This is a genomic window from Hahella sp. HNIBRBA332 (assembly GCF_030719035.1).
Classification (GTDB): Bacteria; Pseudomonadota; Gammaproteobacteria; order Pseudomonadales; family Oleiphilaceae; genus Hahella.
Genome location: NZ_CP132203.1, coordinates 1,371,682 through 1,395,134 on the forward strand (window position 1 = coordinate 1,371,682; position 23,453 = coordinate 1,395,134).

The following is a 23,453-nucleotide window of genomic DNA, read 5'->3' on the forward strand; positions in this document are numbered from 1 at the left end:
ACTGATTCCGCCTCCGGGCGGAGGAGGTGGGGGGCTCTAAACAATACTCTTACGGAGAGAAGTAGAATGAGCTTCAGTAACCCAAAGTACTATTCAAACACAGCCACACTGTACAGCGCGGCTTTGGATGAGGGTGACTACCACGATTGGAAAGACTCCATCATTACAGGCCTGATGGGATTCATCACCCCGTTCCCGGAGAAGATGCGCATTAACCGCGCGTTCGTCCGGCAGATGTACGAGGGCTACCAGCAGGAAGGCTTCAACAATATTCTGGATATCGGCGCCGGACCGATTCCCAGAGGTCATGAGTGGGCGACCGAAGCCAACATCATGTATGTCGATCACAACCCGGACATCGTTGAGCACGCACGCAGAAAACTGCCTGTCGGCGCCAGCGCAAGATACGAAACCTCCAGCGTCGGCGCGTTGCCGGGACTGCTGGAAAAAGGCCTGGTGGACGGCTTCTTCGACGACTCCAGAAAAGTGGCCTTCGGCTCTAACGCGGTGTTGATGTTTGTGGATGACGCGGAGATCCAAAGCACCTTCCAGTACCTGTACGACTGGTGCGCGCCGGGCTCCGTACTCAAGATCAGCACGACCGGCATCACTGGATCGGAAAGCGATCTGCGGGCCAAGTTCATTCGCACTTTCTTCAAGAAGGTCAACGCGCCCATGCACATTCGCAACGTGGACAAGTTCTGCGAACTGCTGGCGCCCTGGAAGGTCACGCGTCGCCCCATGCCGTTGTGGGAGTGGGTGAACTGGCCGCCTTCCAAAATGACTGCGGGCATCGGTTTCGATATCTACGGTATCGAACTTCGTAAAGAGTGATTCGCGTCAGGCATGCCGAGCGGTTCGCCCGCTCTTCCCATGGATCGCGGTTAACGCACGAGGAATAAGATATGGATAACATACACAAGGACATTCCTTTCGGAAGTCCGGTTCAGGTGGGGCAGGGCGTGTTCCTGCTGAAAATGCCGCTGCCGTTTCGCCTGGATCATATCAACCTGTATCTGATCGATGATCAGGACGGGTGGATTCTGGTCGACACCGGCCTGAATCATCGCGCTGTGCGTGAGACATGGGAAGCGTTGGCGGACACGGTCTTCCAGCAAAAGCCGATTAAGAAGATTCTGATCACCCATCTGCATCCGGATCATATTGGTCAGGCGGCCTGGCTGCAGCGCCGCTTCAAAGCGGACGCCTATATTTCCGAAGGGGACTGGCTGATGGCGCAGCGGCTGTGGTTTTCCCCCGCGGAGAGCGCGATTCCCCGCTACGCGGCGCACTACCGGGCGTTTGGCGTGGACGGGGAACGCTTCGAACAACTGATCGAAAATCGCGGCAACTATCAGCGTCTGGTGAAGGAACTGCCTTTACAGGTGAAGTTCCTGCGCACTGGCGATATCATCAGCGCCGCCAGCGGCGACTGGCGCGTTGTCAGTGGCAGCGGTCATTCTCCAGAGCACCTGTGTCTGTGGAATGAGGCAAGTCGTGAGATGATCACCGGCGACCATGTATTGCCGAAAATCACCCCGAATATCGGCATTATCGTGGGTGGCCTTTCTAACCCTTTGGAAAACTACCTGTTGTCTCTGGAAGATTTCCTGGCGATTGATTGCGCCAGATATTTTCCCGCTCATGGGCTGCCTTCCGAGAATTACCATGAGCGCATCGCCGAGATCAAAATGCACCATCATCGGCAATTGCAGAAACTTTTGAGCGGTTGCGGCGAACCGACCACCGTGTATGAAGCGGTAGGTATGTTGTTCGATACGGAACTGCCGCCTCATCAATATATGTTCGCGCTGGGGGAAACCGCCGCGCACTTGCGCTATCTTGAAAGCATTGGGCTGATGCATCGCGACGGCGAGAAAACCTGGTCTTTCAAATCCGTATCCCAAGCGGACCAGCAGAGGGAGGAAACCGCCTGCGCGTCTTCGGTGTAAGGTCATGACGGAGAGGAGCGGTGAAGTGTTCAAGGTCAGGAAAGTGCTGGTGACTGGCGCGACGGGATTCGCCGGGAGCCATATTTTGGAAGCGCTGAGCAGGGTCCCCGGAATCCGCCCTATCGCCGCCTGCCGTCATCCCGGCGCACTGCCTGCGGAAGTCTGCTGCGAAGTGCGCGAGGGTGATCTGCGCGACGCCAATTACATCAAGGATGTGTGTCGGGGCGTGGATGTGGTGATTCATGCTGCGGCTTGGACGTCTCTGTACGGTCATAGCGAAAGTTCGCAGCGCCTGTATTTTCAGCCGACCCTGGGATTGATCGAGGCGGCGCGGCAGGCGGGCGTGAAAGTCTTCATCAACACCAGCACTGCTTCCGCCGCCGCGCCGGAGCGCTCTGCCGATCCCTATAGTCCAGGCGTCGAACCTCCTTATTGGCCGCATCTGTGTAATCTGGTGCGCATCGAAAATATCCTGCGCGGATACGCCCGCGATTGGTTCAAGGTCATTAACCTGCGCATGGGAATTTATGTAGGGCGACGCTATCGCGTAGGCTTTCTGCCGATACTGTTGCCGCGTCTGAAAACACGGCTGATTCCCTGGATTCGCGGCGGCAGAACCAGTCTGCCCCTGATTGACGGCCGCGATATCGGGCAGGCGTTTTCTCTGGCGGCGCAATGGACGCCGGGAGAAAACTTCGCCGCTTTCAATATCGTCGGTTCCGGTCCGCCCAGCGTGCGCGAGGTGATCGAATATATCTCCGACCGTCACCATATCCCCAAGCCATGCTATAGCGTCCCATTCCCGGTTGCTTATGGGGTGGGCGAATTGATGGAGCTGATTGATCCGTTAATGCCCTTTGACCCATTGGTTACCCGCAGCCTGATTCACTTGCTGGAGGAAACCGGGGCTGACAACAGCCGCGCCACGGCTGTGTTGGGCTATCAGCCGCAGATCGACTGGCGTCGCTCCATTGATGAACAAATTGAAGAAATATGCCGCCAGAAAACCCTGGCGCCTATGCATAATTTGTTGGAGACCTGAGAGTCTGTTTAAATAGCGGACCTTATCGGTAAGTTGTGCGCAGCCTGCGCCGCGCCGTGGATATGGGAAGTGGATCGCATAATGGAATCTCTTTTGTCCTTCATCAACAATTCTGTCTTATGGCTGGTCTATATTGTTGTGGACCTGCCCGGCGAAATCAGCGCCCGCAATGCCGCCGAGCGCCATCAACGCAACTTGCGCACGCTGGAAGCGAAGCTGAAGGAAGGTGGCCAAGCCAGTTCGACCATTGTTTCCAGCGGCAAGCGAATGCAGGCATTGCTTTACTATGATGGGGAGTTCAGGGCGACCCTCGAGAGGGAAGAAAAGGAGTCGACTACGATGGGGTTTCAAACCATCGACGCGCTGGATGAATACTTAACAAACTCAACGCCTTTCAGGGCGCGTGACTTTATTGCGTAACACCATGCTTAAAATAAAAAAGACGGAAAGGATTCATTATGAATAAAGACATCTGGTTGATTTATCACAAATCCTCACTCAGCCCCCGTTCGTCCATCAATATGGACGGCTCCGATTTCATGGTCGGCGTCAGCGCCGTGCCCGCCAGAGAGATGATGGAAGCGATTGAGCTATTCAAAGAGCATCTGCGGGAAGACTACATGGCCCCCATGGAGTTGTGGAAGTGCGTGAAATGGGGCTCCGGCGATTATGGTCTGGAAAGTGAAATCGGCGCGGATATCGAAGAATCCGTCACCCTTGCTCAGGCCAGCAACACTACTATCACCACCGGTATTTCCTCCGAATTTCTTGCCGACCTGGAGGAAGAGCTCGTTGTGGTGAAGTCTGAGTGATGCAAAAGTAAGACGGCAAGACGCGTTGTTCAAAATCCGTCTTCAACAGCGACCAGACGCGCAAGCCCTTACTGAGTAACGCAAGTAAATGTAAAGGGCGACGAAACGGGCGCATTTGTTCAAGTGCGCGCGTTTTGCTGTGCGTGTCTACTCGTCAACGAGTCAGGCGATGTTGTCTTGTCGTCTGAATCTGTCTCTTTTTAAACTAGAACACCCCGACCCGCATCGTTATAATCGCCGGCTTTTTTCCAAAAAGGGGCCAGTTATGTTCGCCGGTTTTGATTATGGGACCTCCAATTGCGCATTGGGCGTGATTCGTCGCGGAGAAGAGGCGTCATCGGAGGTGAAGTTGCTGGGCCTGGATCGGGACTCAGTGTTGTTGCCTTCCAATCTTTATGCTCTGGATCGCAGTCTGGTATGTGAATATGTGGCCGGACGTATTACCGATCCAGACGCCCGTGAATCCTATCTTGCTTCCCGACCTAACGCCGCCGGACAAGCGCAACGCGCCCGCCGCGAGCTGAGCATCGGTTCTGACGAACAAGTGCTGTGTGTCGGCCGGCAGGCGGTGGATCTGCACATCGAAGCGCCGGATGAAGGCTTTTATATCAAGTCTCCTAAATCTTTCCTGGGTTCTGGCGGTCTGAGTCGGCCGCAACTCGACTTCATTGAAGACGTGGTCACCGCCATGATGATATGGGCGAAGTCCCAGGCGGAAGCCAGCGCGGAGGCGGAATTGTCGCAAGCGGTGATTGGTCGCCCAGTGAATTATCAAGGCGCGGATAGCGACGCGGCGAACCGGCAGGCTATGGAGATTATGACCTCGGCGGCGCAGCGGGCGGGATTCAAAGACTTTGAATTTATGTATGAGCCTCTTGCTGCGGGCGTTAATTTTGAGAGTCGCATGCAGCAGGATCAAGTGCTGCTGGTCGTCGATATCGGCGGCGGCACCACTGACTGCTCTATGGTGAGAATGGGGCCGTCGCACCGCAATAACGACAATCGCAGCGATGATTTCCTGGCGCATTGCGGTCAACGCACCGGCGGTAATGATCTGGACATCTACCTGACCTACAAAGGCCTGATGCCGTTGTTTGGACTGGGGACAGATAAGAAATCCGGTCTCACCATGCCTACGCAGCCGTTCTGGAGCGCGATCGAAATCAACAACGTGCGCACACAGGCGGAATTCAGCGCCTGGCAGACCCGTGACGACATCGCGCAGCTATGTTGCGACGCTAAGCGTCCTGAGCTATTGAACCGTCTACTGCTTCTGCAGGAAGGCCGCAAGAGCTATCAGTTGGTGCGCAGCGGCGAACAGGCCAAGATTGAACTGTCAGACGCCGACGCCCATGAAGTGAATCTCGACTACATCGAAAAAGGCCTCAGTCAGCCTTTGGACCGCGCGATGCTGAGCGAAGCGATTCAAAATCCGCTCAACCGGATTATCGACATTGTGCGTGAGGCGCTGAAACTGGCGCAATGTCGTCCGGATCTGGTATACCTCACTGGCGGCAGCGGCAAATCCCCGGTTATCCGCGCCGCGCTTGAGCAGGAGCTTGGCGAGATTCCCGTGGTGGACGGCGACTTCTTCGGCAGCGTCGCGGCGGGCCTCACACAGTGGGCCGCCAAAATCTACCGATAACAGGTAACTGATAAAGGTACAGGTATAGGCGAAGGTCACAATGTAAGGAAACAAAATGGAGCGAGTAATCAAGAAACTGACGTTAGGATTGTTTGGGCTTTGGTTGCTCGCTTTGACGGTCGCTCTTATTACGTTGCGTACTTGCCCTGGCGCAATTGAGTGCAGCCAGCATGATGATCGTATCCTGTTGAAATCTTTGCAAAGCGCGCTGCGCTTGTATCAGCTCGACCACAACGCACTGCCTACAAGAGAGCAAGGATTACAGGCGTTGAGCAATGGTTATCTCACCAAAATCTCTAAAGACGCCTGGGGACAAGAGTATCAGTACTCTCCCGAACCCTGGCATGGAGTGGAAATGACGCTGTACTCCATCGGCCCAAATGGCGTCGATGAAAAAGGCGAGGGCGACGATATCGTGAATTGGGACAAGGCCTATCCATGCGGTATCTTCGATCCCTGTCCAAGCCTGTGTGAACGGGCCCAAAATGCAACGATTCATACCAGTATGATCTTGCTTCCTATAGCCTGTCTGTCTGGATTTGCGTGGCTGTTGATCTATGTCCGAAGCAGGCGTCAGGCGGGAGAGGCTGAGAGAGATTTAGAGGGGCGCTGAAGCAAAATAGTGAAGGGCTTAATAGTTGGGTGAGGTTATTTCAACAATGTTCAATTTACGGGGGAGAAATTTCCAAACACCCGCTTTTTAACTAGAGTTGCGCTGCTAGGATTGGCGGGCGCTTGGCTCATTTTGGGTTATCTTCCTCTGATAGTTGGTCATCCTTGCATTCCCTTTATTTTATTCCGCTTCTACCTGCATGTAGTCGATATAAGCGTTGAGTCCGTCTTCCGCTTCTTGTTGTGAGGCGTAGGGACCGATGGGAATTTGTTCGCGGGTCAGGTAAAACCACTCGCCGTTTTCGATATAGAAACGATCTGAGCGATCGTAGCTGGGACGCTGGAGCGCGTCGTCGTTGCGTGTCATTTGGTTCATGTCTACTCCATAAGAAACTGCTGTTAGAACCTGGGAGGCGAAAAATTATACACATTTACACTTTGTTACAAAAGGGCGAAATGTCTCGCCCTTCTAAGACTTTCAGCGAATACCCCTCATATTGACCAGGGTATTCCCTAGGGGTGGAGCCCCTTTTTACTCTGATATCAGCGTACGCGACCGTTCTTCCAGGCTTTCAACAGCTCATCGTAAGACGCTGTGATGCCCTTGGGCTTTTCATTGGCCAGTTTGGGCTTGGGGGCGCCGGGTTGGCGTAGCCAGTAGTCCGCGCCCTTGACCTCGCTGGCGTCCGCGATTTTGGGCGCGCAGGACTGCAGTTCCATGTTTCGCTGAATGACCGCCATCGCCCGATCTTGTCTTTCCGCCAAGCTATCCAGCGCCTGCTGCGGCGTTTTCTTGCCAGTGATGGCGTCCGCCAGCGTCGGCCACCAGTAGCGCGACAGCTTAGGGTAATCCGGGACGTTGACGCCGGTGGGCGTCCAGGCTTTGCGGGCGGGGCTCAAGTAGAACTCCACCAGTCCGCCGAGCTTGGGCGCGGCTTTTTGCATGGCGGCGGATCTCAGGTCGGATTCGCGAATCGGCGTCAGACCCACCAAGGTTTTCTTCAGGGATACGGTTTTGGCGACGGTGAACTGCGCATACAGCCAGACCGCTTTTTGCCGGGTTGGGCTCATGTTTTTGGGGATGGTCCAGGAACCGGCGTCCTGATAGCCCAGTTTCATCCCTTCCTGCCAATAAGCGCCGTGAGGCGAGGGGGCCATGCGCCATTTGGGCGTGCCGTCGCTGTTCACTACTGGCAGTCCGGGCTGGGTCATGTCTGAGGTAAAAGCGGTGTACCAGAAAATCTGCTGGGCGATGTGACCTTGCGCGGGAACGGAGCCGGCTTCACTGAAATCCATTTTGATGGCCTCCGGCGGCGCATATTTCTTCAACCAATCGATGTATTTCTCCAGCGAGTACACGGCGGCCGGACTGTTGGTGGCGCCGCCGCGATCCATACTGGAACCCACCGGGTGGCAACCTTCGATGCGAATGCCCCATTCGTCCACGGGCTTGCCGTTGGGCAGACCCGGGTCTCCTGCGCCGGCCATGGAAAACCAAGCGTCGGTGAAACGCCAGCCCAGAGACGGATCGCGCTTGCCGTAGTCCATGTGTCCGTAAACCCGTTCGCCATCGATATGTTTGACCTTATTGGTGAAGAAGTCGGCGATGTCCTCATAGGCGGACCAGTTAACCGGCACTCCCAGCTCGTAGCCGTAAATCTCTTTGAATTTCTTCTTCAGGTCCGGGCGTTGGAACCAGTCGTAGCGAAACCAGTAAAGATTGGCGAACTGTTGATCGGGAAGCTGATAGATCTTGCCGTCGAGCCCGGTCACGAAGCTGATGCCGATAAAGTCGTTGATATCCAGGGTAGGTAAGGTGACGTCTTTGCCTTCCCCTTGCATGAAGTCGCTTAGAGCCAGAATGCGTCCGGAGCGGGAGTGATTGCCGATCAGGTCGGAGTCGCTGATGAAGGCGTCATAACGGTGTTGGTCGCCAATGAACTGCACCCAGAGACGATCAATGACTGTGCCTTCCGGCTGCAGTTCATGATGAATTTTAACCCCTGTGAGCTCAGTGAACGCCTTCGCCAACACCTGGGATTCATATTCGTGGGTTTTAATGGTTTCCGACAGCACATTCAGCTCGAGTCCCTGATAAGGCGTGGCGGTATGAATAAACCAGGCCAGCTCTTCGATTTGCTGATCCCGGCTGATGGACGAGTCTTTAAACTCACCGTTCACCCATTTTTCCACCTGCGCTCTTTTCTCGGGCGAGAGCCGGTCCGCGTAAGGGCCGGCGGCTGCATCAGCGGCATGAAGCGCTGCGGCAAGAGTGAGAGAAAGCATAGAGACGCTGAAAGTGTTTTTTATTGTGATCATAACTACTCAACCTGTCTTCGTATTTGTTCGTTTTTATTTGCGAAAGGAAAGATTGGCGACTAACTTCGAAATACGAAACGAATCGCAATGAATAAAATTTATACACAAAATGCTCGAATTTAAATGGCTGGTACGGAATTATTTGTAATTATTCGTATTGGGATAGCCTAAGTAGGTGTGGAAATTGGATTTTCCAAAACGAAAAATTTAGAAAAATGGCGTTTTTGTGCACAGCGTGTATAATCCAACGCCCTTTTTTTATCGGTCTCGCCGACAGGTGAAGGCCGCTCCGCTTCTGATCGTTCTTGGAACAAATATGCTGTTACTCTCAAAAAAACATGACTGGCTGGGAAATGTGCGCGCCGATCTGCTGGCTGGTCTGGTGGTTGCGCTGGCGCTGATTCCTGAGGCGATTGCGTTTTCCATTATCGCCGGCGTGGACCCGAAAGTAGGGCTGTACGCCTCCTTCTGTATCGCCATGATTATCGCTATTGTTGGCGGCAGACCCGGTATGATCTCCGCCGCCACTGGCGCCATGGCGTTGCTGATGGTGGATCTGGTGAAAGATCATGGCTTGCAATACCTGTTCGCGGCCACTTTGTTGACGGGGGTGCTGCAGATACTGGCTGGCTACTTGAAACTCGGCCAGTTGATGAGTTTTGTCTCCCGTTCGGTGGTTACGGGATTCGTCAACGCGCTGGCGATACTTATCTTTATGGCGCAATTGCCGGAACTGACCAATGTCACCTGGCACGTTTACGCCATGACCGCGACGGGGCTGGCCATCATTTATCTGTTCCCGTATGTGCCGGTCATCGGTAAGACTCTGCCGTCCCCGCTGGTGTGCATCCTGTCCATGACCGCAGTGGCGGTGTTGCTGGATCTGGACATCCGCACGGTGGGCGATATGGGGAATCTACCGGATACGCTGCCGATTTTTCTGTTCCCTGACGTGCCGTTGAACTTTGACACCTTGGCGATCATTTTCCCGTATTCCGCCGCTCTGGCGGTGGTAGGACTACTGGAATCCTTGATGACGGCGACGATTGTCGACGATCTGACCGACACGCAGAGCGATAAAAACCGCGAGTGTAAAGGGCAGGGCATCGCCAATATTGGCGCGGGTCTGTTCGGAGGTATGGCGGGCTGTGCGATGATCGGCCAGTCGGTGATCAATGTGAAATCCGGTGGTCGCGGCAGGTTGTCCACCTTCGCGGCAGGCTTGCTGTTGCTGGTGATGATTGCTTTCCTGGGGCCCTGGCTGGCGCGTATTCCTATGGCGGCTTTGGTGGCGGTCATGATCATGGTGTCGATCGGCACCTTCAGTTGGGATTCCATCATTAATCTGAAGAAGCACCCGCTTTCCACCAATATCGTGATGATCGCCACCGTTGCAGTAGTGATTGCGACTCATAATCTCGCCTACGGCGTTTTTGTCGGCGTGCTGCTGGCGGCCTTGTTCTTCGCTAATAAAGTCAGCCATTTCATGTATGTCGAGTCCGCCTTGAGCGAAGATGGCGCGCAACGCACCTACCGGGTGGTGGGACAGGTGTTTTTCAACTCTTCCGACAAGTTCGTAGCCAACTTTGATTTCAAGGAAGCTGTGGACAAAGTCGTCATCGACCTGCACCGCGCGCACTTCTGGGATATCTCCGCCGTTTCTGCGTTGGACAAAGTAGTGATAAAGTTCCGCCGGGAAGGGGCGGATGTCGAGTTGATCGGCCTGAACGAAGCCAGCGAGACAATTGTTGACCGCTTCGGCGTGCACGATAAGCCCGAAGAGATCGAGAAAATCATGGGAGGTCATTAATGGAGAGCAATAACAAGACGGTGCTGGCCTGTATCGACGGTTCCAACTTCAGTCGCGCCGTCTGCGATTACGCCGCCTGGATTGCGCAGCGTGTCGGCGCGCCCTTGAAGCTGTTGCACAATATCGAACATCGCGAGGCCCCCGCCGTGTCGGATCTGACCGGCAGTATTGGTCTGGGCAGCAGAGAGAAACTGCTGGCGGAGCTGACCGACCTGGAGCAGCGTCGCAGCAAAATTTTGCTGCAGGAAGGCAAACTGATGTTGGAGGCGGCGAAAGAAAGAGTGGTCGCCGCCGGCGTCAGCGATCCTATGGTCAACCAGCGTCATGGCGGCCTCACTGAGGCCCTGATTGAGCTGGAGGACGATATCGGGGTGCTGGTGATGGGCATTCGCGGCGAAGAGCATGAGAATCAGGCGGGCCGCGTTGGCGCGCACCTGGAAACCATTATTCGTTCCCTGCATCGTCCGGTGCTGGTGGTGAATGGCGAATTCAGCGCGCCTCAACGCATCATGCTGGCTTATGACGGCAGTGAAGCCGCCGGCAAGGCGTTGAATATGGTGGCGGAAAGCCCGCTATACAAAGGCCTGCGTTGCCATGTTGTGCATGTCAGTCGCGACGGCAAGGCCAATCAGCAGGTGCTGGATCAGGCGGAGCAACGTTTGCGGAACGCCGGCGTTGATGTGGTCGCCGCGACATTGACTGGCTCGGTGGAACAGGAGCTGTGTGAGTACCAGCGCCAGCACGATATTGATCTGACCGTCATGGGCGCTTACAGCCATACCCGCCTGCGTGAACTGCTGCTCGGCAGTTTCACCGCCAAGATGCTGACAATGACGCAGAAGCCCTTGTTATTGCTGCGATAGGAATTCCTGGTAAAAGCAGGGATGCTTTTTAAACAGGATTATCTAAGAAAGAGGGAAGGCGTCCACCTGTGCGGCGGACGCGGACTTCTTGACTCGCCGTTCAGATACGCTTTGGTAAAACGTCTTTCAGCTTGTCGTGCATGTCGCGCAGGGCCTTTTCTGTGGTGGCCCAGTCGATACAGGCGTCGGTGATGGAGACGCCATATTGCAGATCCGCCAGATTGGCGGGGATTGGCTGATTGCCGAAGTTTATATTACTTTCCACCATCACGCCCACGATAGACTTGTTGCCTTCCATGATCTGATGCGTGATGTCCTGCATGACCAACGGCTGCAGAGAAGCGTCCTTGTTGGAGTTGGCGTGGCTGCAATCCACCATGATGGCTTCGCGCAGCTTGGCCTTCTGCAGTTCCTTCTCGCACAGTGCGACGCTGACGGAGTCGTAGTTCGGCTTACCGCCGCCGCCGCGCAGCACCACATGACCGTAGGCATTGCCTTTGGTGCGGATGATGGCGACCTGACCTTCCCGGTTGATGCCCAGGAATGAGTGCGGATGCGAGACGGAGCTCATGGCGTTAACCGCCACAGTGAGGCTGCCGTCAGTGCCGTTCTTAAAGCCAATAGGCATGGACAGGCCGCTGCTCATCTCACGGTGAGTTTGCGACTCAGTGGTTCTGGCGCCGATGGCGGACCAGGAGATGGTGTCCTGCAGGTATTGCGGAGAAATCGGATCCAACGCTTCCGTCGCGGTAGGCAGACCCATTTCCGCCAGCTCCACCAGCAGTTGCCGCCCCAGGTGCAGGCCTTTCTCGATTTCGAAGGAGTCATCCAGGTTGGGGTCGTTGATCAACCCTTTCCAACCGATGGTGGTGCGCGGTTTTTCGAAATACACGCGCATAACCAGATAGAGAGTGTCCTTTAATTCTTCCGATAACGTTTTAAGTTTCTGCGCATACTCTTTGGCGGCGGCTACGTCGTGAATCGAGCAGGGCCCGACCACTACGAACAGACGGTGATCCTTGCGATCAAGAATATTGCGGATGGTTTCGCGACCCTCGATAACGGTTTGACCCGCTTGTTCGGACAGAGGGATGTCGCTCTTAAGCTGGTCAGGAGTGATGAGAATCTCCTGACTGTTTACATTTACGTTTTCAATCTGATTTAAGGACATGCTTGATCCCTACTTGATTTCCCGTGTCAGCACTCCAGGCGTCAGGCGAACTTCGCTTATGGGAAAAAGAGTTCGTCAGGTCCCCGATGGCGCTGGTTTGATTTGATCCCGCCGGCGAACCCCGCGGCGCGGCCGGGCCCGGGCAGGACAAGAAGAATAGCAAGCTTGCCGGCGTTAGCCTATAGATGAATAGAGGAAATTCGGCGCACGGTGGGAGTTTGCGGGCGGTTTAACCGTAAAACAGGAACCCGGAGACGGAATTTTCCGTCTCCGGTAGGGTCGGCGTTAGCCGACTATAGGCAACACTGGGGCAAATAGGGAAATTCGTCCAATGGACGTCTGTCCCTGCGCCGGTCAGTGCTGCGACGCTCAAGGTTCTTGATCCTGGGCGCGTTCGATCCCGGTTGGTTGCGACGCTCTCTGCGGCGGCGATCTTCGCAAAGGTTATACATTGAGTCCTCCTTGTTATTCACTGCTGTGCGGTCTTGTGGGACTCTGTTTTAAAGCATAACAGTATTACGTTTGTGAGGTCATATTGATTGGTCATAAGAGCGGTCTGTACAGAATTGGCGGTTATAGGCGACAAGCATGAAATATCTGTCAGACGCGACTCGCCCGCGACAAATCCGACTATACTTTTAGAGTCGTCCGGACATTTTTAACCTCGCGTTTTCATTCCCCTCTAACACCGGACCGCTTCGGCCCGGATCTCGCTGATGCGGCTGTCTTGAAAAGTTGGGTTGCGTGCAAAAGGTACATGATGGAGCAAGCTGAAGTTACAGTAGAAGCCCTTTCCGCGGCCTTGGTCAGACTGGAGCTTCCAGAGACGAAAGAAATTTTTTCTTTTCTTGGCGACACCGCCGCGCCGCCGCAAATTGACCGGGAGCGTCATGAGGTGGCGGACAAGCTGGCCAGCGTGAGCCGGGAGAAGCAGGAAAACCTCAAAGGCGTGGTGCTGGCGCTTAGTAAAGAGCTTGGCGGATTGGACAGAACGCTGGTCAACTGCCTTACTTTCATCGACCGTGCGGTGGAGCGCTGGGAAAACGCCAGTCCCCTGGACCCATTCGTAAAGAAGACGCTGTTGCGTCGTAAATACATATTCGCCGCCTTGCTGCTCGATCAACCGGAATTCGTCATCAATGAAGAACACCCGGTGGCGCGTTTGCTGGAGTTGGTGGAAAAGCTGTTTATGGGATGGGAGGAAGGCGGGGGGCAGCCGCCGCCCTTTGTGATGAAGTCCCTGTCCGCCCTGACGCACTTGCTGGATGACGACAACTGTCTCAGCTTCGACGAGCAGCGACGCGCCTACGACGCCTTGATGGCGGAGTGGCAGCGGGAAAGTCAGCGTCGTCATCAATTGGAAAAGCGCCTGATTGAAACTGAATTGGGGCTAGACAATGCCTGGTATATCCACCAGAAGGCCGCGATGGCGGTGAATCAATCAGCGGCGGGGGTGGAGCTGCCGGAAGTGGTGGTCCAGTTTATGAAAGGGCCCTGGCTCGATTCCATGCGACTGGTGCTGTTGCAGGAAGGTGAAAGCAGCAAACACTATTCGATCATGCGTAAGCTGTGCGATCGCATTGTGTTCACGTTTCGCGGCGATCATACGCCCGCCAGCCAGCAGAAGTTATACACCTTCGCCGGATTGATCGTAGAGGAGCTGGAGAAGCATCTGGTGAGCCTGAGCCATAACCCCAATGATGCGGAGCAAACCCTGGCCTGGCTGGAGGATATCCTGATGAGCATCGTCAAAGGTCAGGATGTGGAGCGGGTGATGTTCACGCCGGCTCCCACGGAACTGGATGAGGTGAGAGATCAATTGCAGATTGACGAACTGGCGCTGACGGAGTTGCGCGGGGGTTGGTTTAACCGGTTTGAAAAAGTATGCAAGTTTCTGGTGTATCTGCCGGGGCAGAAAGTGGTGGTCTGGGGCGACTATAACGGCAGAAAGACGTCGATAGAGCCCATAGAGGATTTGATCAAGGACAAGGATGAAGGCCGCTTGCAGGCGTTTGATGGTTCGACCCGCATTCAGCAAGTGTTCTATGAGCTGGCCAGGGAGTATATTGTCTGGGATCGCGCGCAGCGTCTGCGTCAGCAAAGTTTGCTGGCGAAAGAAAAGGCGTTGCGCAAGGCGGCGCAGGAAAAAGCGGAAGCCGAGGCCAGGGCGATCATCGCTGCGCGGGAAGAAGCCGCCAGAAAGCTGGAGCAGGAGCGCCTTGAGGCGGAGCAGGAGTTGCGCCGACGGGAGTTGGAAGAGCAGGAAAGAAAAGCCCTGGAGTTGCGTCAGCAGGCGCGTAACGCGATTGACGGTCTCAAAGTGGGTGGCTGGGTGCAGTTGCAGAAGGGAGGCGAACCTGTGCGCTGCAAGCTGGGTGTACGTTTGAACGCCACGGACAAGCTGATATTTGTAGATGATTTCGGGATGAAAATAACAGAAATGAAACGTGATGAGGTTGTGAACCAGATTCTCGAAGGGCTTTTTGAAGTGTTGGGAGCTGGTGTGGAAATGGAAGAAAGGTTGTCCCGCGCCTTGGGCAGAATAGGCATTGCGAAGAGGTGACGTATGTCGGTGAAAGAAAATCCCCTGGACGATAACCAGCGCACGGAGCCGCGTCTGCCGCACAATGAGGTGATTTATGTGGAAATCATGACCCCCGGCGCAGTGGAAAGCGATGACCTTAATCCGGCGGTGCGGGCGACCGAGACGGTGGATATCTCCGCCAACGGGCTGCAGGTGCGCATTCCGGAAGCGCTACGAGTTGGGGCCATATTGCAGATATGCATCCTGCGGGAGAAAACCGGCGACAGGTTTCATCTTACCGCTGAAGTGAAGTGGCGAAAACGCCTGCCGGGAACTTATGGATATATGACCGGATTGGCGTTGTTCGAATCTGAAGAGACCTCCATCGCCGAGTGGAAAATGGCGGTGTCAGCCATGTTTTCCGATGAGGACGCCGATCACGCGGATCATGTGACCCACTGAGGCTCCGCAAATCGCGAATCCTCAGTGTGAGCGGAGGGCTGTGGCGTTGTCCGGCCAGCTCGGTCCGACGAGGGCGTTAAATGCCCTCCATGGGCTCGAAGCCGCCGTCGCCTTGTAGAATGGATTCCAGTTCTTCAATAGACGGCTCGCTGCGAGTCGGCGCCTGCTGTAGGTCCGACAGAAATACGATAGCGTCCTGTACGGTCTGGTAGGCGATTTCCTCCATGGGCACGTGTCCTACGCCGGGATAGCTGATGAATTTGATATTCCTGACATCCCCGCGCCAGCGTTCCGCCAGTGTAATGGGAACCCAACGATCCGCTTCTCCCCACATCAATAACGTCGGCGAGCGAATGTCCGCGAAAGGAAGGTTGCGTTGCTCTGCGGCGGCTTCTTTCATAATGCGCATGGTGCGCACGTATATCTTCCTGGCGCCGGGGCGCTGGGACATGTGTACGTATCGGTAGAGATTGTCCTGGCTGATTCGCTTGGGATCGCCATAAACCTGCTCCACATTGCGCGTCACCAATATCGGCGGTTGCACGTAATTGGCCAGAGTGCCCACCACCGGCATGGTGGCCAGGTCGAAGACTCCCGGCGTGTGTTCCTGTGGGTAGCCTACCGGGTCAATCAGAATGAGTTTTTCCACCTGCTCGGGATGCTCTGCGGCGTAGCGGGCGGAAAGATATCCGCCGAAGGAATTGCCGGCCAGACTGAATCGGGTTAGCTCCAGTTGTCGGATGAACTTGCTGAAACGGGTGTAAACGTAGTCCTCATCGAAGTCGTCGGCGTCTTCCGGCCCTCCGGTCAGACCGTAACCGGGAAGATCCAGCGCGATGACGCGGTAGTTCTTGCGTAATTCCTCAATCCATCCTTCCCATGTATGTAAAGACGACATGATGCCGTGCAGCAAGACAATGGTTGGCCCTTCTCCGGCATCGCGATAGTGAATCTGCAGGTCGTCCACTTCCATGAAGCGGGAGTCTTTATCCGCATATTGCTTCTTTAACTCTTTCAGGGGGATGTCTGCGACGCCCAGGGCGTTGGCGAGTGTGGGGCTGGCTTTGAGAGATGGTTTGAGGCTGGCGCAGCCACTGAGCCCGACGACGAATAGAAGGCAGAACGACAGTAAGAGCTTCCTGTTCATATGCGGCTGAAATACTCCTGGTGTGGATATTGTTTTTATATACGTTGCGTGGTGGGAGCGTTACGTCCCGAGATAACAAACGGTTACATTAACCCTAATGCGGGACTCATACAGTGACGTGGTGCTGAAAACCAATACACGCCTGTCAGATGCAACCCAGGGCGAAAGCTGGAACTGGGGGGGAAGGCTCATTAAGTAAACGGGAAAACGGAGGCGCAAGGATCAGACGAAGCGGAGAAGTTAAGAAAAGGCGAGAGGAATTAAATAAGGAGCCGGCATAATCCGGCTCCGCGGTATTGCAGTCAGCAGCGATAACTTATTCGCCGCCTCTGGCGGTAATGTTGAAGCCGCCATCCACGTACATGATTTCACCGGTAACGCCGCTGGCCAGATCAGAGCACAGGAACAGCGCGGCGTTGCCCACTTCTTCGATGGTCACGTTGCGACGCAGTGGCGTCTGCTTCTCGTTTTCCTGCAGCATCTTGCGGAAATCCTTGATTCCGGACGCCGCCAGAGTGCGGATTGGACCTGCGGAAATCGCGTTGACGCGAGTGCCTTCCGGCCCCAGGCTGCATGCCATGTAACGGGTGTTGGCTTCAAGACTGGCTTTGGCCAGACCCATCACGTTGTAGTTGGGGATAACGCGCTCTGCGCCCAGATAGGTCAGCGTCAGCAGGCTGCCGTTGCGGCCTTTCATCATTTCGCGTGCGCCTTTCGCCAACGCGACGAAGCTGTAGGAGCTGATGTCGTGAGCGATGCGGAAGCCTTCGCGAGTAGTGGCGTCCACGTAATTGCCTTCAAGCTCATGGCCTGGCGCGTAACCGACGGAATGCACCAGAATATCAATTCCGTCCCAATGCTGGCCGAGGTCTTTGAACAGTTGTTCGATTTCAGCGTCGCTGCTTACGTCGCAGGGAAATGTCAGCTTGGAGTCGTATTCCGCGGCGAAACCTTCCACCCGGCCCTTGAGCTTATCGTTCTGGTAGGTCAGGGCGATTTCCGCGCCTTCCCGATGGAAAGCGTCAGCGATACCTTTGGCGATGGATAATTTACTTGCAACACCGACGATCAGTGCTTTTTTTCCGCTTAGTAATCCCATTTTTCTATCCTGTAGTTATCTTCAGAGAGACCTTCAAGCTGTTTATGAATAAACGGCCGATGATTGTATTTACTTAAGCTAACATCCAAAACTTATTGTCGGCTGAAACATTAAATATTTTCTTACTAATCACGGCGACGCTTCTATGAGTCTTTAGTATGACAGAAAAAGGCGCGCCGTGGCCCGTCCCGCAACGCCCCGGGGGCATTTAACGGGGCGGTGAAGGGCGCGCTGGTATGAGATGTAACCGCTTTGTATTAATAAAAAGCAGTTTCCAATAATTTGCGTGTGTAGGGCTGAGTCGGATTGGCGTAAATAGCGTCGCAGTCGCCGGCTTCCACCAGCTCTCCGCCCTGCATGACCACGATACGGTGACAAAGGGCTTTCACCACTCGCAGATCATGACTGATGAACAAGTAACTGAGATGGTGCTCTTTTTGCAGTCGCTGCAACAGCTCGATGACCTGCTGCTGGATGGTGCGGTCCAGGGAAGAGGTGGGTTCGTCGAGAATGAGCAGCTTGGGCTTCAGCACCAGCGCCCGGGCGATGGCGATGCGTTGCCGCTGTCCGCCGGAAAATTCATTGGGGTAGCGATAGCGCCATTCAGGATCAAGCTCCACTTCCCGCATCGCCTCAATCACGCTTTGCTCGCGGCTGGCGGCGTCGCCGATGTTATGGATTTCCAGCCCCTCGCTGATGATCTCCTCGATGGTTAACCGTGGGCTAAGAGAGCCGAAAGGGTCCTGAAAAATAACCTGGATTTCCCGGCGAAGTGGCTTCAGGGACTTGCTGTCCAGCAGGTCTATGCGTTGACCGTTGTAATTGATGACTCCTTCGCTATTTTCCAGGCGCAGAATGGTGCGTCCCAATGTTGACTTGCCTGATCCGCTTTCTCCCACCAATCCCACGGACTCGCCCGGTAGTATATCCAGACTGATATCGTTGACTGCTTTGACGTGATCTACGGTTCGCTTGAGCACGCCCTTCTTGATCGGAAACCAGCACTTAAGGTTTTTGACTTCCAGAATGGGCGTCGCATCTGTGGCGATAATTGGCGGCGTGCCGTGAGGCTCCGCTGCAATCAGTTTTTGGGTGTAGGGATGGGAGGGAGTGGAAAACAGTTTTTGAGTTTCTCCTTGTTCGACCACATGGCCTTTTTCCATCACGACGACGTAATCCGACAGCTTTTTCACGATATGCAGATCGTGCGTGATAAACAGCACGGCCATGTTCATTTCCGCCTGTAACTGACGGATCAGATCCAGAATCTGCGCCTGTATCGTGACGTCCAGCGCCGTAGTGGGTTCGTCGGCGATCAGTAATTTGGGGTTGTTGACCAAGGCCATGGCGATCATGACACGCTGTCTCTCGCCACCTGAAAGCTGATGCGGATATGCATTAAGCTTATGTTCCGGGTTGCGAATGCCGACTTTATTGAGCCAGTCCAGCGCCAGATCGATGCACTGTTTCTTGGATAGCCCCTGGTGCAGCTCAATGATTTCCGAAATCTGTCGATGGATTTTGTGCAATGGGTTGAGGGAGGTCAGCGGCTCCTGAAATATGACGCTGATTTCGTGACCGCGTACTTGTCGCATACGGGATTCCGGCGCGCTGACCAAGTCTTCCCCTTTCCAGAGAATTTTGCCGCTCTTGAAATTGAGAGGAGGGGAGTTCAGCAATTTGAGTATCGACAGTGAGCTGACGGATTTTCCTGAGCCGCTTTCCCCCACCAACGCCACCGTCTGTCCCGCTTTGACATCAAAGCTGACGCCGTGAACCACCTGACTTTCCCGCCCCCCCTGAGTAAAGCTAAGAGTCAGGTCCTGCATGCTTAAAATTGTATCCATGACTCTCTCCGGTTAATAACTGGTGCGCGGATCGAAAGCGTCTCTGACGCCTTCGCCGATGAAAACCAACAGACCCATCAACAACGCCAGGACGTTAAAGGCGGTGATGCCCAGCCAGGGCGCCTGCAGGTTGCCTTTACCTTGAGACAATAGTTCGCCCAAGGACGGCGAGCCAGGGGGTAATCCAAACCCTAAGAAGTCTAATGACGTCAGGATGACCACTGAACCAGACAGGGTGAATGGCACGAAGGTCATCGTAGCGACCATGGCGTTGGGAAGAATGTGCTTGAACATGAGCCTGCCGTCGCTCATCCCCATGGCTCTGGCGGCCACCACATATTCGAAATTTCTGCCGCGTAAAAACTCCGCCCGCACGGCGCCGACGTATCCCATCCAGGAAAACAGAAGTATGAAACCGAGTAGTATCCAGAAAGTGGGTTGAATAATGCTCGCCAGAATGATTAGTAAGAACAGCGTGGGCATGCTCGACCAGATTTCGATAAAACGCTGGAAAAGCAAATCCACCTTGCCGCCGTAATATCCCTGCGCAGCGCCTGCGATAACGCCAATGATGGCGGAGACGATCGTTAAACTGAAACCGAACAGAACGGAAATTCTGAAACCGTAGATAACCCGCGCCAACACGTCTCGCCCCTGATCATCCGTGCCGAGCCAGTTCTTCGCGCTGGGAGGGCTTGGCGCCGGGGAGTCCAAGTCGTAGATGATGGTCTTGTAGTTATAAGGAACCAGCGGCCAGATCATCCATCCCTTATCATTGATCAGCTTGGCGACGTAGGGATCCTTGTAGTCGGCTTCGAGCTCGAACTCGCCGTCGAATTCTGTTTCCAGATAGGTGTTCCAGACGGGGAAGTAGTAGTCTCCATCGTATTTCACCAGAATGGGTCTGTCGTTGGCGACGAACTCGGCGAATAGACAGAAGACGAACAGGGCGAGAAACATCCACAATGAAAACAGTCCCATTCGATGCTTCTTGAAGGTTTCCCAGCGGCGCGCATTTTTGTAGCTGAGTTTGATCAACGCCATGGCTTCACCCTCTCTTCTCGAAATCGATTCTGGGATCAACCCAGGTATAAGTGAGATCCGTCAGCAGGGATATCAGCAAGCCGATCAGCGTGAAGACATAAAGTGTACTGAAAACAATAGGGTAGTCGCGCTGCATGATGGCCTCGAAGCCTAGTAACCCAAGGCCTTCCAGTGAGAATATGACCTCGATCAGCAGGGCGCCGGTGAAGAAAATACTGACAAATGCAGCCGGGAACCCGGAAATAACAATAAGCATGGCGTTGCGGAAGACATGCTTGTACAGAACTCTGGATTGAGTCAGGCCCTTCGCTTTAGCAGTCATGACATACTGCTTGTTGATTTCGTCCAGGAACGAGTTCTTGGTTAGTAATGTCAGCGTGGCGAAGCCGCCGATAACATTGGCGGTGATCGGAAGCGCCATATGCCAGAAATAGTCGAGAATCTTATCGGGCCAGGACAAAGTGTCCCAATTATCGGATACCAGTCCTCTTAACGGGAACCAGTCAAAATAGGTGCCGCCAGCGAATAAAATCACCAATAAAATGGCGAACAGGAAGCCGGGAATGGCGTAGGCGATGGAGAGAACTGTGCTGGTCCATCTGTCGAACTGGTGGCCATGTCTCAGGGCTTTTGAAATGCCGAGAGGTATGGAGATCATGTAGATGAGCAAGGTGCTCCAGAGACCGATGGATATGGTGACGGGCATACGCTCTAGAACCAGATCGACTACGCTACCGCTTTTAAAAAGACTGTCGCCAAAGTCGAACATGATGTAGCTCTTCAGCATATCCCAGTAGCGTTCGTGTATTGGCTTATCAAATCCAAAGCGTTTCTCGATTTCTGCGATAATCTCCGGGTCCAGCCCTCTGGCTCCGCGATATTGAGAGCTTTCCGCGGCCTGACTTTGCACATCCCCTTGATTGGCGCCGGTAATCCTGTCCAACCTCTCGCCTTCAAGTCCCATGGACTGCGCCATGGCTTGCTCGACGGGCCCTCCGGGCGCGGTCTGAATAACGAAGAAGTTAATAGTGATGATCGCCCAGAGAGTGGGGATCATCAGAAGGAGTCGTCTTATTATGTAAGCGGCCATAGATTAACGCCCAAGTTGCGCTGCTTTGTCTTTGTCAAACCACCAGGTGTCCTGCCCTAAATCGTATTTGGGGCGGGTTTCAGGACGGCTGAATTTGTCCCAATAGGCGATGCGGAAGGCGCTTAGGTGCCATTGTGGAATCATGAGGTATTTCCATAGCAGCACTCGATCCAGCGCATGTCCGTAAACCATCAATTTGTCCGGGTCTTCCTGGCTTTTTTCTATCCCTTCAACAATCGCGTCCACTGCAGGATCTCTGAGGTTAGCGGAGTTCCAGGTTGAGTCGACAAAACTGGAGTGGAACAGGATCTTGAGATCACTGGAAGGATAGGAGAGGGCGGGATAACGGAACGACACCATGTCGAAGTCATGGCTGCGCACCCGGTTGATGTACTGGCTTGGGTCCACTTGGCGCAGATTCATGATGATGCCGATCTTCTCCAAATTTCTCCTCAGCGGCGCTGCTGAACGTTCTGTAGTGGGGCTGTAGCTGAGTAGCTCAAATTCCATCTGCTGGCCGGTTTTGGCGTTGACGGTTTTTCCATCTCTCAGCTCCCAGCCAGCTTCCTTCAATAATTGGAGCGCGATGCGGATATTGTCGCGAATGTAGCCGTCGCCGTTGGTGACGGGCAGCTTGAATGGTTTTTCGAATACTTCCGGGGGTAACTGGTCTTTTAGTGGATTTAAGATCTCCAGTTCCGCTTCGCTGGGAAGACCTGAAGCAGAGTAAGGCGTATTGGTGAAATAGCTGGTGGTGCGAACATACTGGCCATAAAAAAGCGCTTTGTTCATCCACTCAAAATCAAGCAGGTAGCTCAGCGCCTTACGAACGCGACGATCTTTGAAGATGGGGCGTTCCGTGTTGAAAACGAAGCCGTTGGTGCTTTGAGGAATACTGTGCGCCAACTCTTCTTTCTTGACGAGCTTGTTCTTGATCGCAGGAAAGTTGTAGGCCGTCGCCCAGTTTTTGGCTTCGCCTTCCTGCCAGAAGTCGAATTCGCCGGATTTAAACGCTTCGAATGCGACGGTGGCGTCCCGGTAATAGTCGTAGCGGGTATAAGTGATGTTGTTGCGGCCTTTGTTGACGGGCAGGTCTTTGCCCCAGTAATCATCCAGTGCTTTCACCACTACATACTGGCCGTAACTGTAATCGCTGATGGTGACGCCGCTGCTGCCCAGGGGCACGTCCTTAATGGGGTCGCCGAAATTGCGGGAGGCCCAGTAGTGCTCCGGCAGGATTTTGAGACCAAATAAGGAGAACATTTGCTCTCGATTGGCGTCCTGCATTGAAAATTTGACTTGATGTTCATCCAGGACGTCGATTGAGGTGATGAACGAATAATATTTTTTAAATTGAGGCACGCCTTCGTTGGCGAACTTCTCAAAGGAGAATTTGACGTCCTGGGCGGTGATCGGCTTGCGGTCCTGAAAGGTCGCTTTGGGATTGATATGGAAAATGATCCAGGAATAATCAGACGCGAATTCAATCTTCTCCGCTATCAACGGATAGTAGACTTCAATTTCGTCCTGAGAAGCGATCAGCAAACTATCGTATAGCTCGTCTGCGCCCGCACCGGAGGTACCCCTTTGTGCATAACGGTTAAAGTTGTCGTAGGTGCCGATTGAGTGAAGTCGGATCGTGCCGCCTTTGGGCGCGTTGGGGTTAACGTAATCGAAGTGGGAAAAATCGTCCGGATACTTGGGTTCGCCCCTGAGCGCGATGCCTTTTGCTGTGATGACCTCCGGCTCTCCATAACATACCAAGCTAACGGCGCATAAGAGCAGCAGAACGAAGGATCGAATCATTTCATAGCCTTGTTAAAGGTTAATTTATTGAAAACAAGCAGTTATTGATATTAGCAGTTTAATGCGGGCGTACAAGACGATTGACGGGCCGCTGCCGTAAACTGTGATCCACGCGTCCTTGCCGACAAAATCCCTGCGCCCGGTGGGCGGGCGTTCCAGATTGCATGTTGCTTTGTCCGGCGCGAGGCTTCAAGCGCTTTATATTACG

Annotated in this window: 20 protein-coding genes; 11 read left to right on the plus strand and 9 right to left on the minus strand. The window is 54.2% G+C overall.

The annotated features are described in order from the left end of the window. Positions 1-66: 66 nt before the first annotated feature. The 7 genes from O5O45_RS06400 to O5O45_RS06430 all read left to right on the plus strand — a co-directional run bounded on the left by O5O45_RS06400 (position 67) and on the right by O5O45_RS06430 (position 6,064). Positions 67-834: an SAM-dependent methyltransferase gene (locus O5O45_RS06400; RefSeq protein ID WP_305904415.1), complete on the plus strand. Its 768-nt coding sequence runs from the start codon at positions 67-69 to the stop codon at positions 832-834. Between the two features lie 71 nt (positions 835-905). Further along, a complete protein-coding gene (locus O5O45_RS06405) occupies positions 906-1,952 on the plus strand; it encodes an MBL fold metallo-hydrolase (RefSeq protein WP_305904416.1) in 1,047 nt (348 codons plus the stop codon). A gap of 4 nt (positions 1,953-1,956) precedes the next feature. Continuing rightward, positions 1,957-2,994: an NAD-dependent epimerase/dehydratase family protein gene (locus tag O5O45_RS06410; protein WP_305904417.1), complete on the plus strand. Its 1,038-nt coding sequence runs from the start codon at positions 1,957-1,959 to the stop codon at positions 2,992-2,994. 81 nt (positions 2,995-3,075) lie between these two features. Then, complete coding sequence (locus tag O5O45_RS06415) at positions 3,076-3,414, plus strand: hypothetical protein (RefSeq protein ID WP_305904418.1); 339 nt, start codon at positions 3,076-3,078, stop codon at positions 3,412-3,414. 38 nt (positions 3,415-3,452) lie between these two features. Then, complete coding sequence (locus O5O45_RS06420) at positions 3,453-3,806, plus strand: hypothetical protein (protein WP_305904419.1); 354 nt, start codon at positions 3,453-3,455, stop codon at positions 3,804-3,806. A 265-nt stretch (positions 3,807-4,071) separates the two neighbouring features. Next, positions 4,072-5,451 (plus strand): molecular chaperone, encoded by a 1,380-nt coding sequence (gene yegD, locus O5O45_RS06425; protein ID WP_305904420.1) that lies wholly within the window; start codon positions 4,072-4,074, stop codon positions 5,449-5,451. Positions 5,452-5,506: 55 nt separating this feature from the next. Then, positions 5,507-6,064 carry a type II secretion system protein GspG gene (locus O5O45_RS06430; protein ID WP_305904421.1) on the plus strand — a complete coding sequence of 186 codons (558 nt, stop codon included), beginning with the start codon at positions 5,507-5,509 and terminating at the stop codon, positions 6,062-6,064. Between the two features lie 180 nt (positions 6,065-6,244). Here the strand turns inward: O5O45_RS06430 and O5O45_RS06435 are convergent, their stop codons facing one another. After that, positions 6,245-6,439 carry a DUF6316 family protein gene (locus O5O45_RS06435; protein ID WP_305904422.1) on the minus strand — a complete coding sequence of 65 codons (195 nt, stop codon included), beginning with the start codon at positions 6,437-6,439 and terminating at the stop codon, positions 6,245-6,247. Between the two features lie 167 nt (positions 6,440-6,606). Next, positions 6,607-8,382 carry an ABC transporter substrate-binding protein gene (locus tag O5O45_RS06440; RefSeq protein WP_305904423.1) on the minus strand — a complete coding sequence of 592 codons (1,776 nt, stop codon included), beginning with the start codon at positions 8,380-8,382 and terminating at the stop codon, positions 6,607-6,609. Positions 8,383-8,698: 316 nt separating this feature from the next. Between O5O45_RS06440 and O5O45_RS06445 the strand changes: the two genes are divergently transcribed. Further along, entirely contained in the window at positions 8,699-10,192 is a 1,494-nt protein-coding gene (locus tag O5O45_RS06445; RefSeq protein ID WP_371747972.1) for a SulP family inorganic anion transporter, read from the plus strand. Then, positions 10,192-11,055, plus strand: coding sequence for a universal stress protein (locus O5O45_RS06450; RefSeq protein ID WP_305904424.1), 864 nt, complete (start codon positions 10,192-10,194; stop codon positions 11,053-11,055). Before O5O45_RS06445 ends, O5O45_RS06450 begins: the two co-directional genes overlap by 1 nt. A gap of 100 nt (positions 11,056-11,155) precedes the next feature. Here the strand turns inward: O5O45_RS06450 and O5O45_RS06455 are convergent, their stop codons facing one another. After that, entirely contained in the window at positions 11,156-12,226 is a 1,071-nt protein-coding gene (locus tag O5O45_RS06455) for a 3-deoxy-7-phosphoheptulonate synthase (RefSeq protein WP_305904425.1), read from the minus strand. Positions 12,227-12,983: 757 nt separating this feature from the next. Between O5O45_RS06455 and O5O45_RS06460 the strand changes: the two genes are divergently transcribed. Beyond that, the gene (locus tag O5O45_RS06460; RefSeq protein WP_305904426.1) at positions 12,984-14,789 is read left to right on the plus strand and encodes a DUF1631 family protein; all 1,806 of its coding nucleotides are present in this window, start codon (positions 12,984-12,986) and stop codon (positions 14,787-14,789) included. Positions 14,790-14,792: 3 nt separating this feature from the next. Next, positions 14,793-15,212 (plus strand): PilZ domain-containing protein, encoded by a 420-nt coding sequence (locus O5O45_RS06465; protein WP_305904427.1) that lies wholly within the window; start codon positions 14,793-14,795, stop codon positions 15,210-15,212. 76 nt (positions 15,213-15,288) lie between these two features. Here O5O45_RS06465 and O5O45_RS06470 read toward each other — a convergent pair whose 3' ends face one another. From O5O45_RS06470 to O5O45_RS06495, 6 genes are all read right to left on the minus strand, one after another. Further along, positions 15,289-16,359 carry an alpha/beta fold hydrolase gene (locus O5O45_RS06470; RefSeq protein ID WP_305904428.1) on the minus strand — a complete coding sequence of 357 codons (1,071 nt, stop codon included), beginning with the start codon at positions 16,357-16,359 and terminating at the stop codon, positions 15,289-15,291. A gap of 316 nt (positions 16,360-16,675) precedes the next feature. Next, positions 16,676-17,458, minus strand: a complete 783-nt coding sequence (locus O5O45_RS06475) for an enoyl-ACP reductase FabI (RefSeq protein ID WP_305904429.1) — start codon at positions 17,456-17,458, stop codon at positions 16,676-16,678. A gap of 257 nt (positions 17,459-17,715) precedes the next feature. Next, positions 17,716-19,305: an ABC transporter ATP-binding protein gene (locus tag O5O45_RS06480; RefSeq protein WP_305904430.1), complete on the minus strand. Its 1,590-nt coding sequence runs from the start codon at positions 19,303-19,305 to the stop codon at positions 17,716-17,718. 12 nt (positions 19,306-19,317) lie between these two features. Then, positions 19,318-20,349, minus strand: a complete 1,032-nt coding sequence (locus O5O45_RS06485; protein ID WP_459077240.1) for an ABC transporter permease — start codon at positions 20,347-20,349, stop codon at positions 19,318-19,320. A gap of 4 nt (positions 20,350-20,353) precedes the next feature. Continuing rightward, positions 20,354-21,439, minus strand: coding sequence for a microcin C ABC transporter permease YejB (locus O5O45_RS06490; protein WP_127969876.1), 1,086 nt, complete (start codon positions 21,437-21,439; stop codon positions 20,354-20,356). Positions 21,440-21,442: 3 nt separating this feature from the next. Then, positions 21,443-23,245 carry an extracellular solute-binding protein gene (locus tag O5O45_RS06495; protein WP_305904431.1) on the minus strand — a complete coding sequence of 601 codons (1,803 nt, stop codon included), beginning with the start codon at positions 23,243-23,245 and terminating at the stop codon, positions 21,443-21,445. Between the last annotated feature and the right edge of the window lie 208 nt (positions 23,246-23,453).

Excerpts from the sequence above, each read along its gene's own strand:
- O5O45_RS06400 (WP_305904415.1), top strand. The coding sequence starts at position 67 with ATGAGCTTCAGTAACCCAAAGTACTATTCAAACACAGCCACACTGTAC.
- O5O45_RS06405 (WP_305904416.1), top strand. The coding sequence starts at position 906 with ATGGATAACATACACAAGGACATTCCTTTCGGAAGTCCGGTTCAGGTG.
- O5O45_RS06410 (WP_305904417.1), top strand. The coding sequence starts at position 1,957 with ATGACGGAGAGGAGCGGTGAAGTGTTCAAGGTCAGGAAAGTGCTGGTG.
- O5O45_RS06415 (WP_305904418.1), top strand. The coding sequence starts at position 3,076 with ATGGAATCTCTTTTGTCCTTCATCAACAATTCTGTCTTATGGCTGGTC.
- O5O45_RS06420 (WP_305904419.1), top strand. The coding sequence starts at position 3,453 with ATGAATAAAGACATCTGGTTGATTTATCACAAATCCTCACTCAGCCCC.
- yegD (WP_305904420.1), top strand. The coding sequence starts at position 4,072 with ATGTTCGCCGGTTTTGATTATGGGACCTCCAATTGCGCATTGGGCGTG.
- O5O45_RS06430 (WP_305904421.1), top strand. The coding sequence starts at position 5,507 with ATGGAGCGAGTAATCAAGAAACTGACGTTAGGATTGTTTGGGCTTTGG.
- O5O45_RS06435 (WP_305904422.1), bottom strand. The coding sequence starts at position 6,439 with ATGAACCAAATGACACGCAACGACGACGCGCTCCAGCGTCCCAGCTAC.
- O5O45_RS06440 (WP_305904423.1), bottom strand. The coding sequence starts at position 8,382 with ATGATCACAATAAAAAACACTTTCAGCGTCTCTATGCTTTCTCTCACT.
- O5O45_RS06445 (WP_371747972.1), top strand. The coding sequence starts at position 8,699 with ATGCTGTTACTCTCAAAAAAACATGACTGGCTGGGAAATGTGCGCGCC.
- O5O45_RS06450 (WP_305904424.1), top strand. The coding sequence starts at position 10,192 with ATGGAGAGCAATAACAAGACGGTGCTGGCCTGTATCGACGGTTCCAAC.
- O5O45_RS06455 (WP_305904425.1), bottom strand. The coding sequence starts at position 12,226 with ATGTCCTTAAATCAGATTGAAAACGTAAATGTAAACAGTCAGGAGATT.
- O5O45_RS06460 (WP_305904426.1), top strand. The coding sequence starts at position 12,984 with ATGATGGAGCAAGCTGAAGTTACAGTAGAAGCCCTTTCCGCGGCCTTG.
- O5O45_RS06465 (WP_305904427.1), top strand. The coding sequence starts at position 14,793 with ATGTCGGTGAAAGAAAATCCCCTGGACGATAACCAGCGCACGGAGCCG.
- O5O45_RS06470 (WP_305904428.1), bottom strand. The coding sequence starts at position 16,359 with ATGAACAGGAAGCTCTTACTGTCGTTCTGCCTTCTATTCGTCGTCGGG.
- O5O45_RS06475 (WP_305904429.1), bottom strand. The coding sequence starts at position 17,458 with ATGGGATTACTAAGCGGAAAAAAAGCACTGATCGTCGGTGTTGCAAGT.
- O5O45_RS06480 (WP_305904430.1), bottom strand. The coding sequence starts at position 19,305 with ATGGATACAATTTTAAGCATGCAGGACCTGACTCTTAGCTTTACTCAG.
- O5O45_RS06485 (WP_459077240.1), bottom strand. The coding sequence starts at position 20,349 with ATGGCGTTGATCAAACTCAGCTACAAAAATGCGCGCCGCTGGGAAACC.
- O5O45_RS06490 (WP_127969876.1), bottom strand. The coding sequence starts at position 21,439 with ATGGCCGCTTACATAATAAGACGACTCCTTCTGATGATCCCCACTCTC.
- O5O45_RS06495 (WP_305904431.1), bottom strand. The coding sequence starts at position 23,245 with ATGATTCGATCCTTCGTTCTGCTGCTCTTATGCGCCGTTAGCTTGGTA.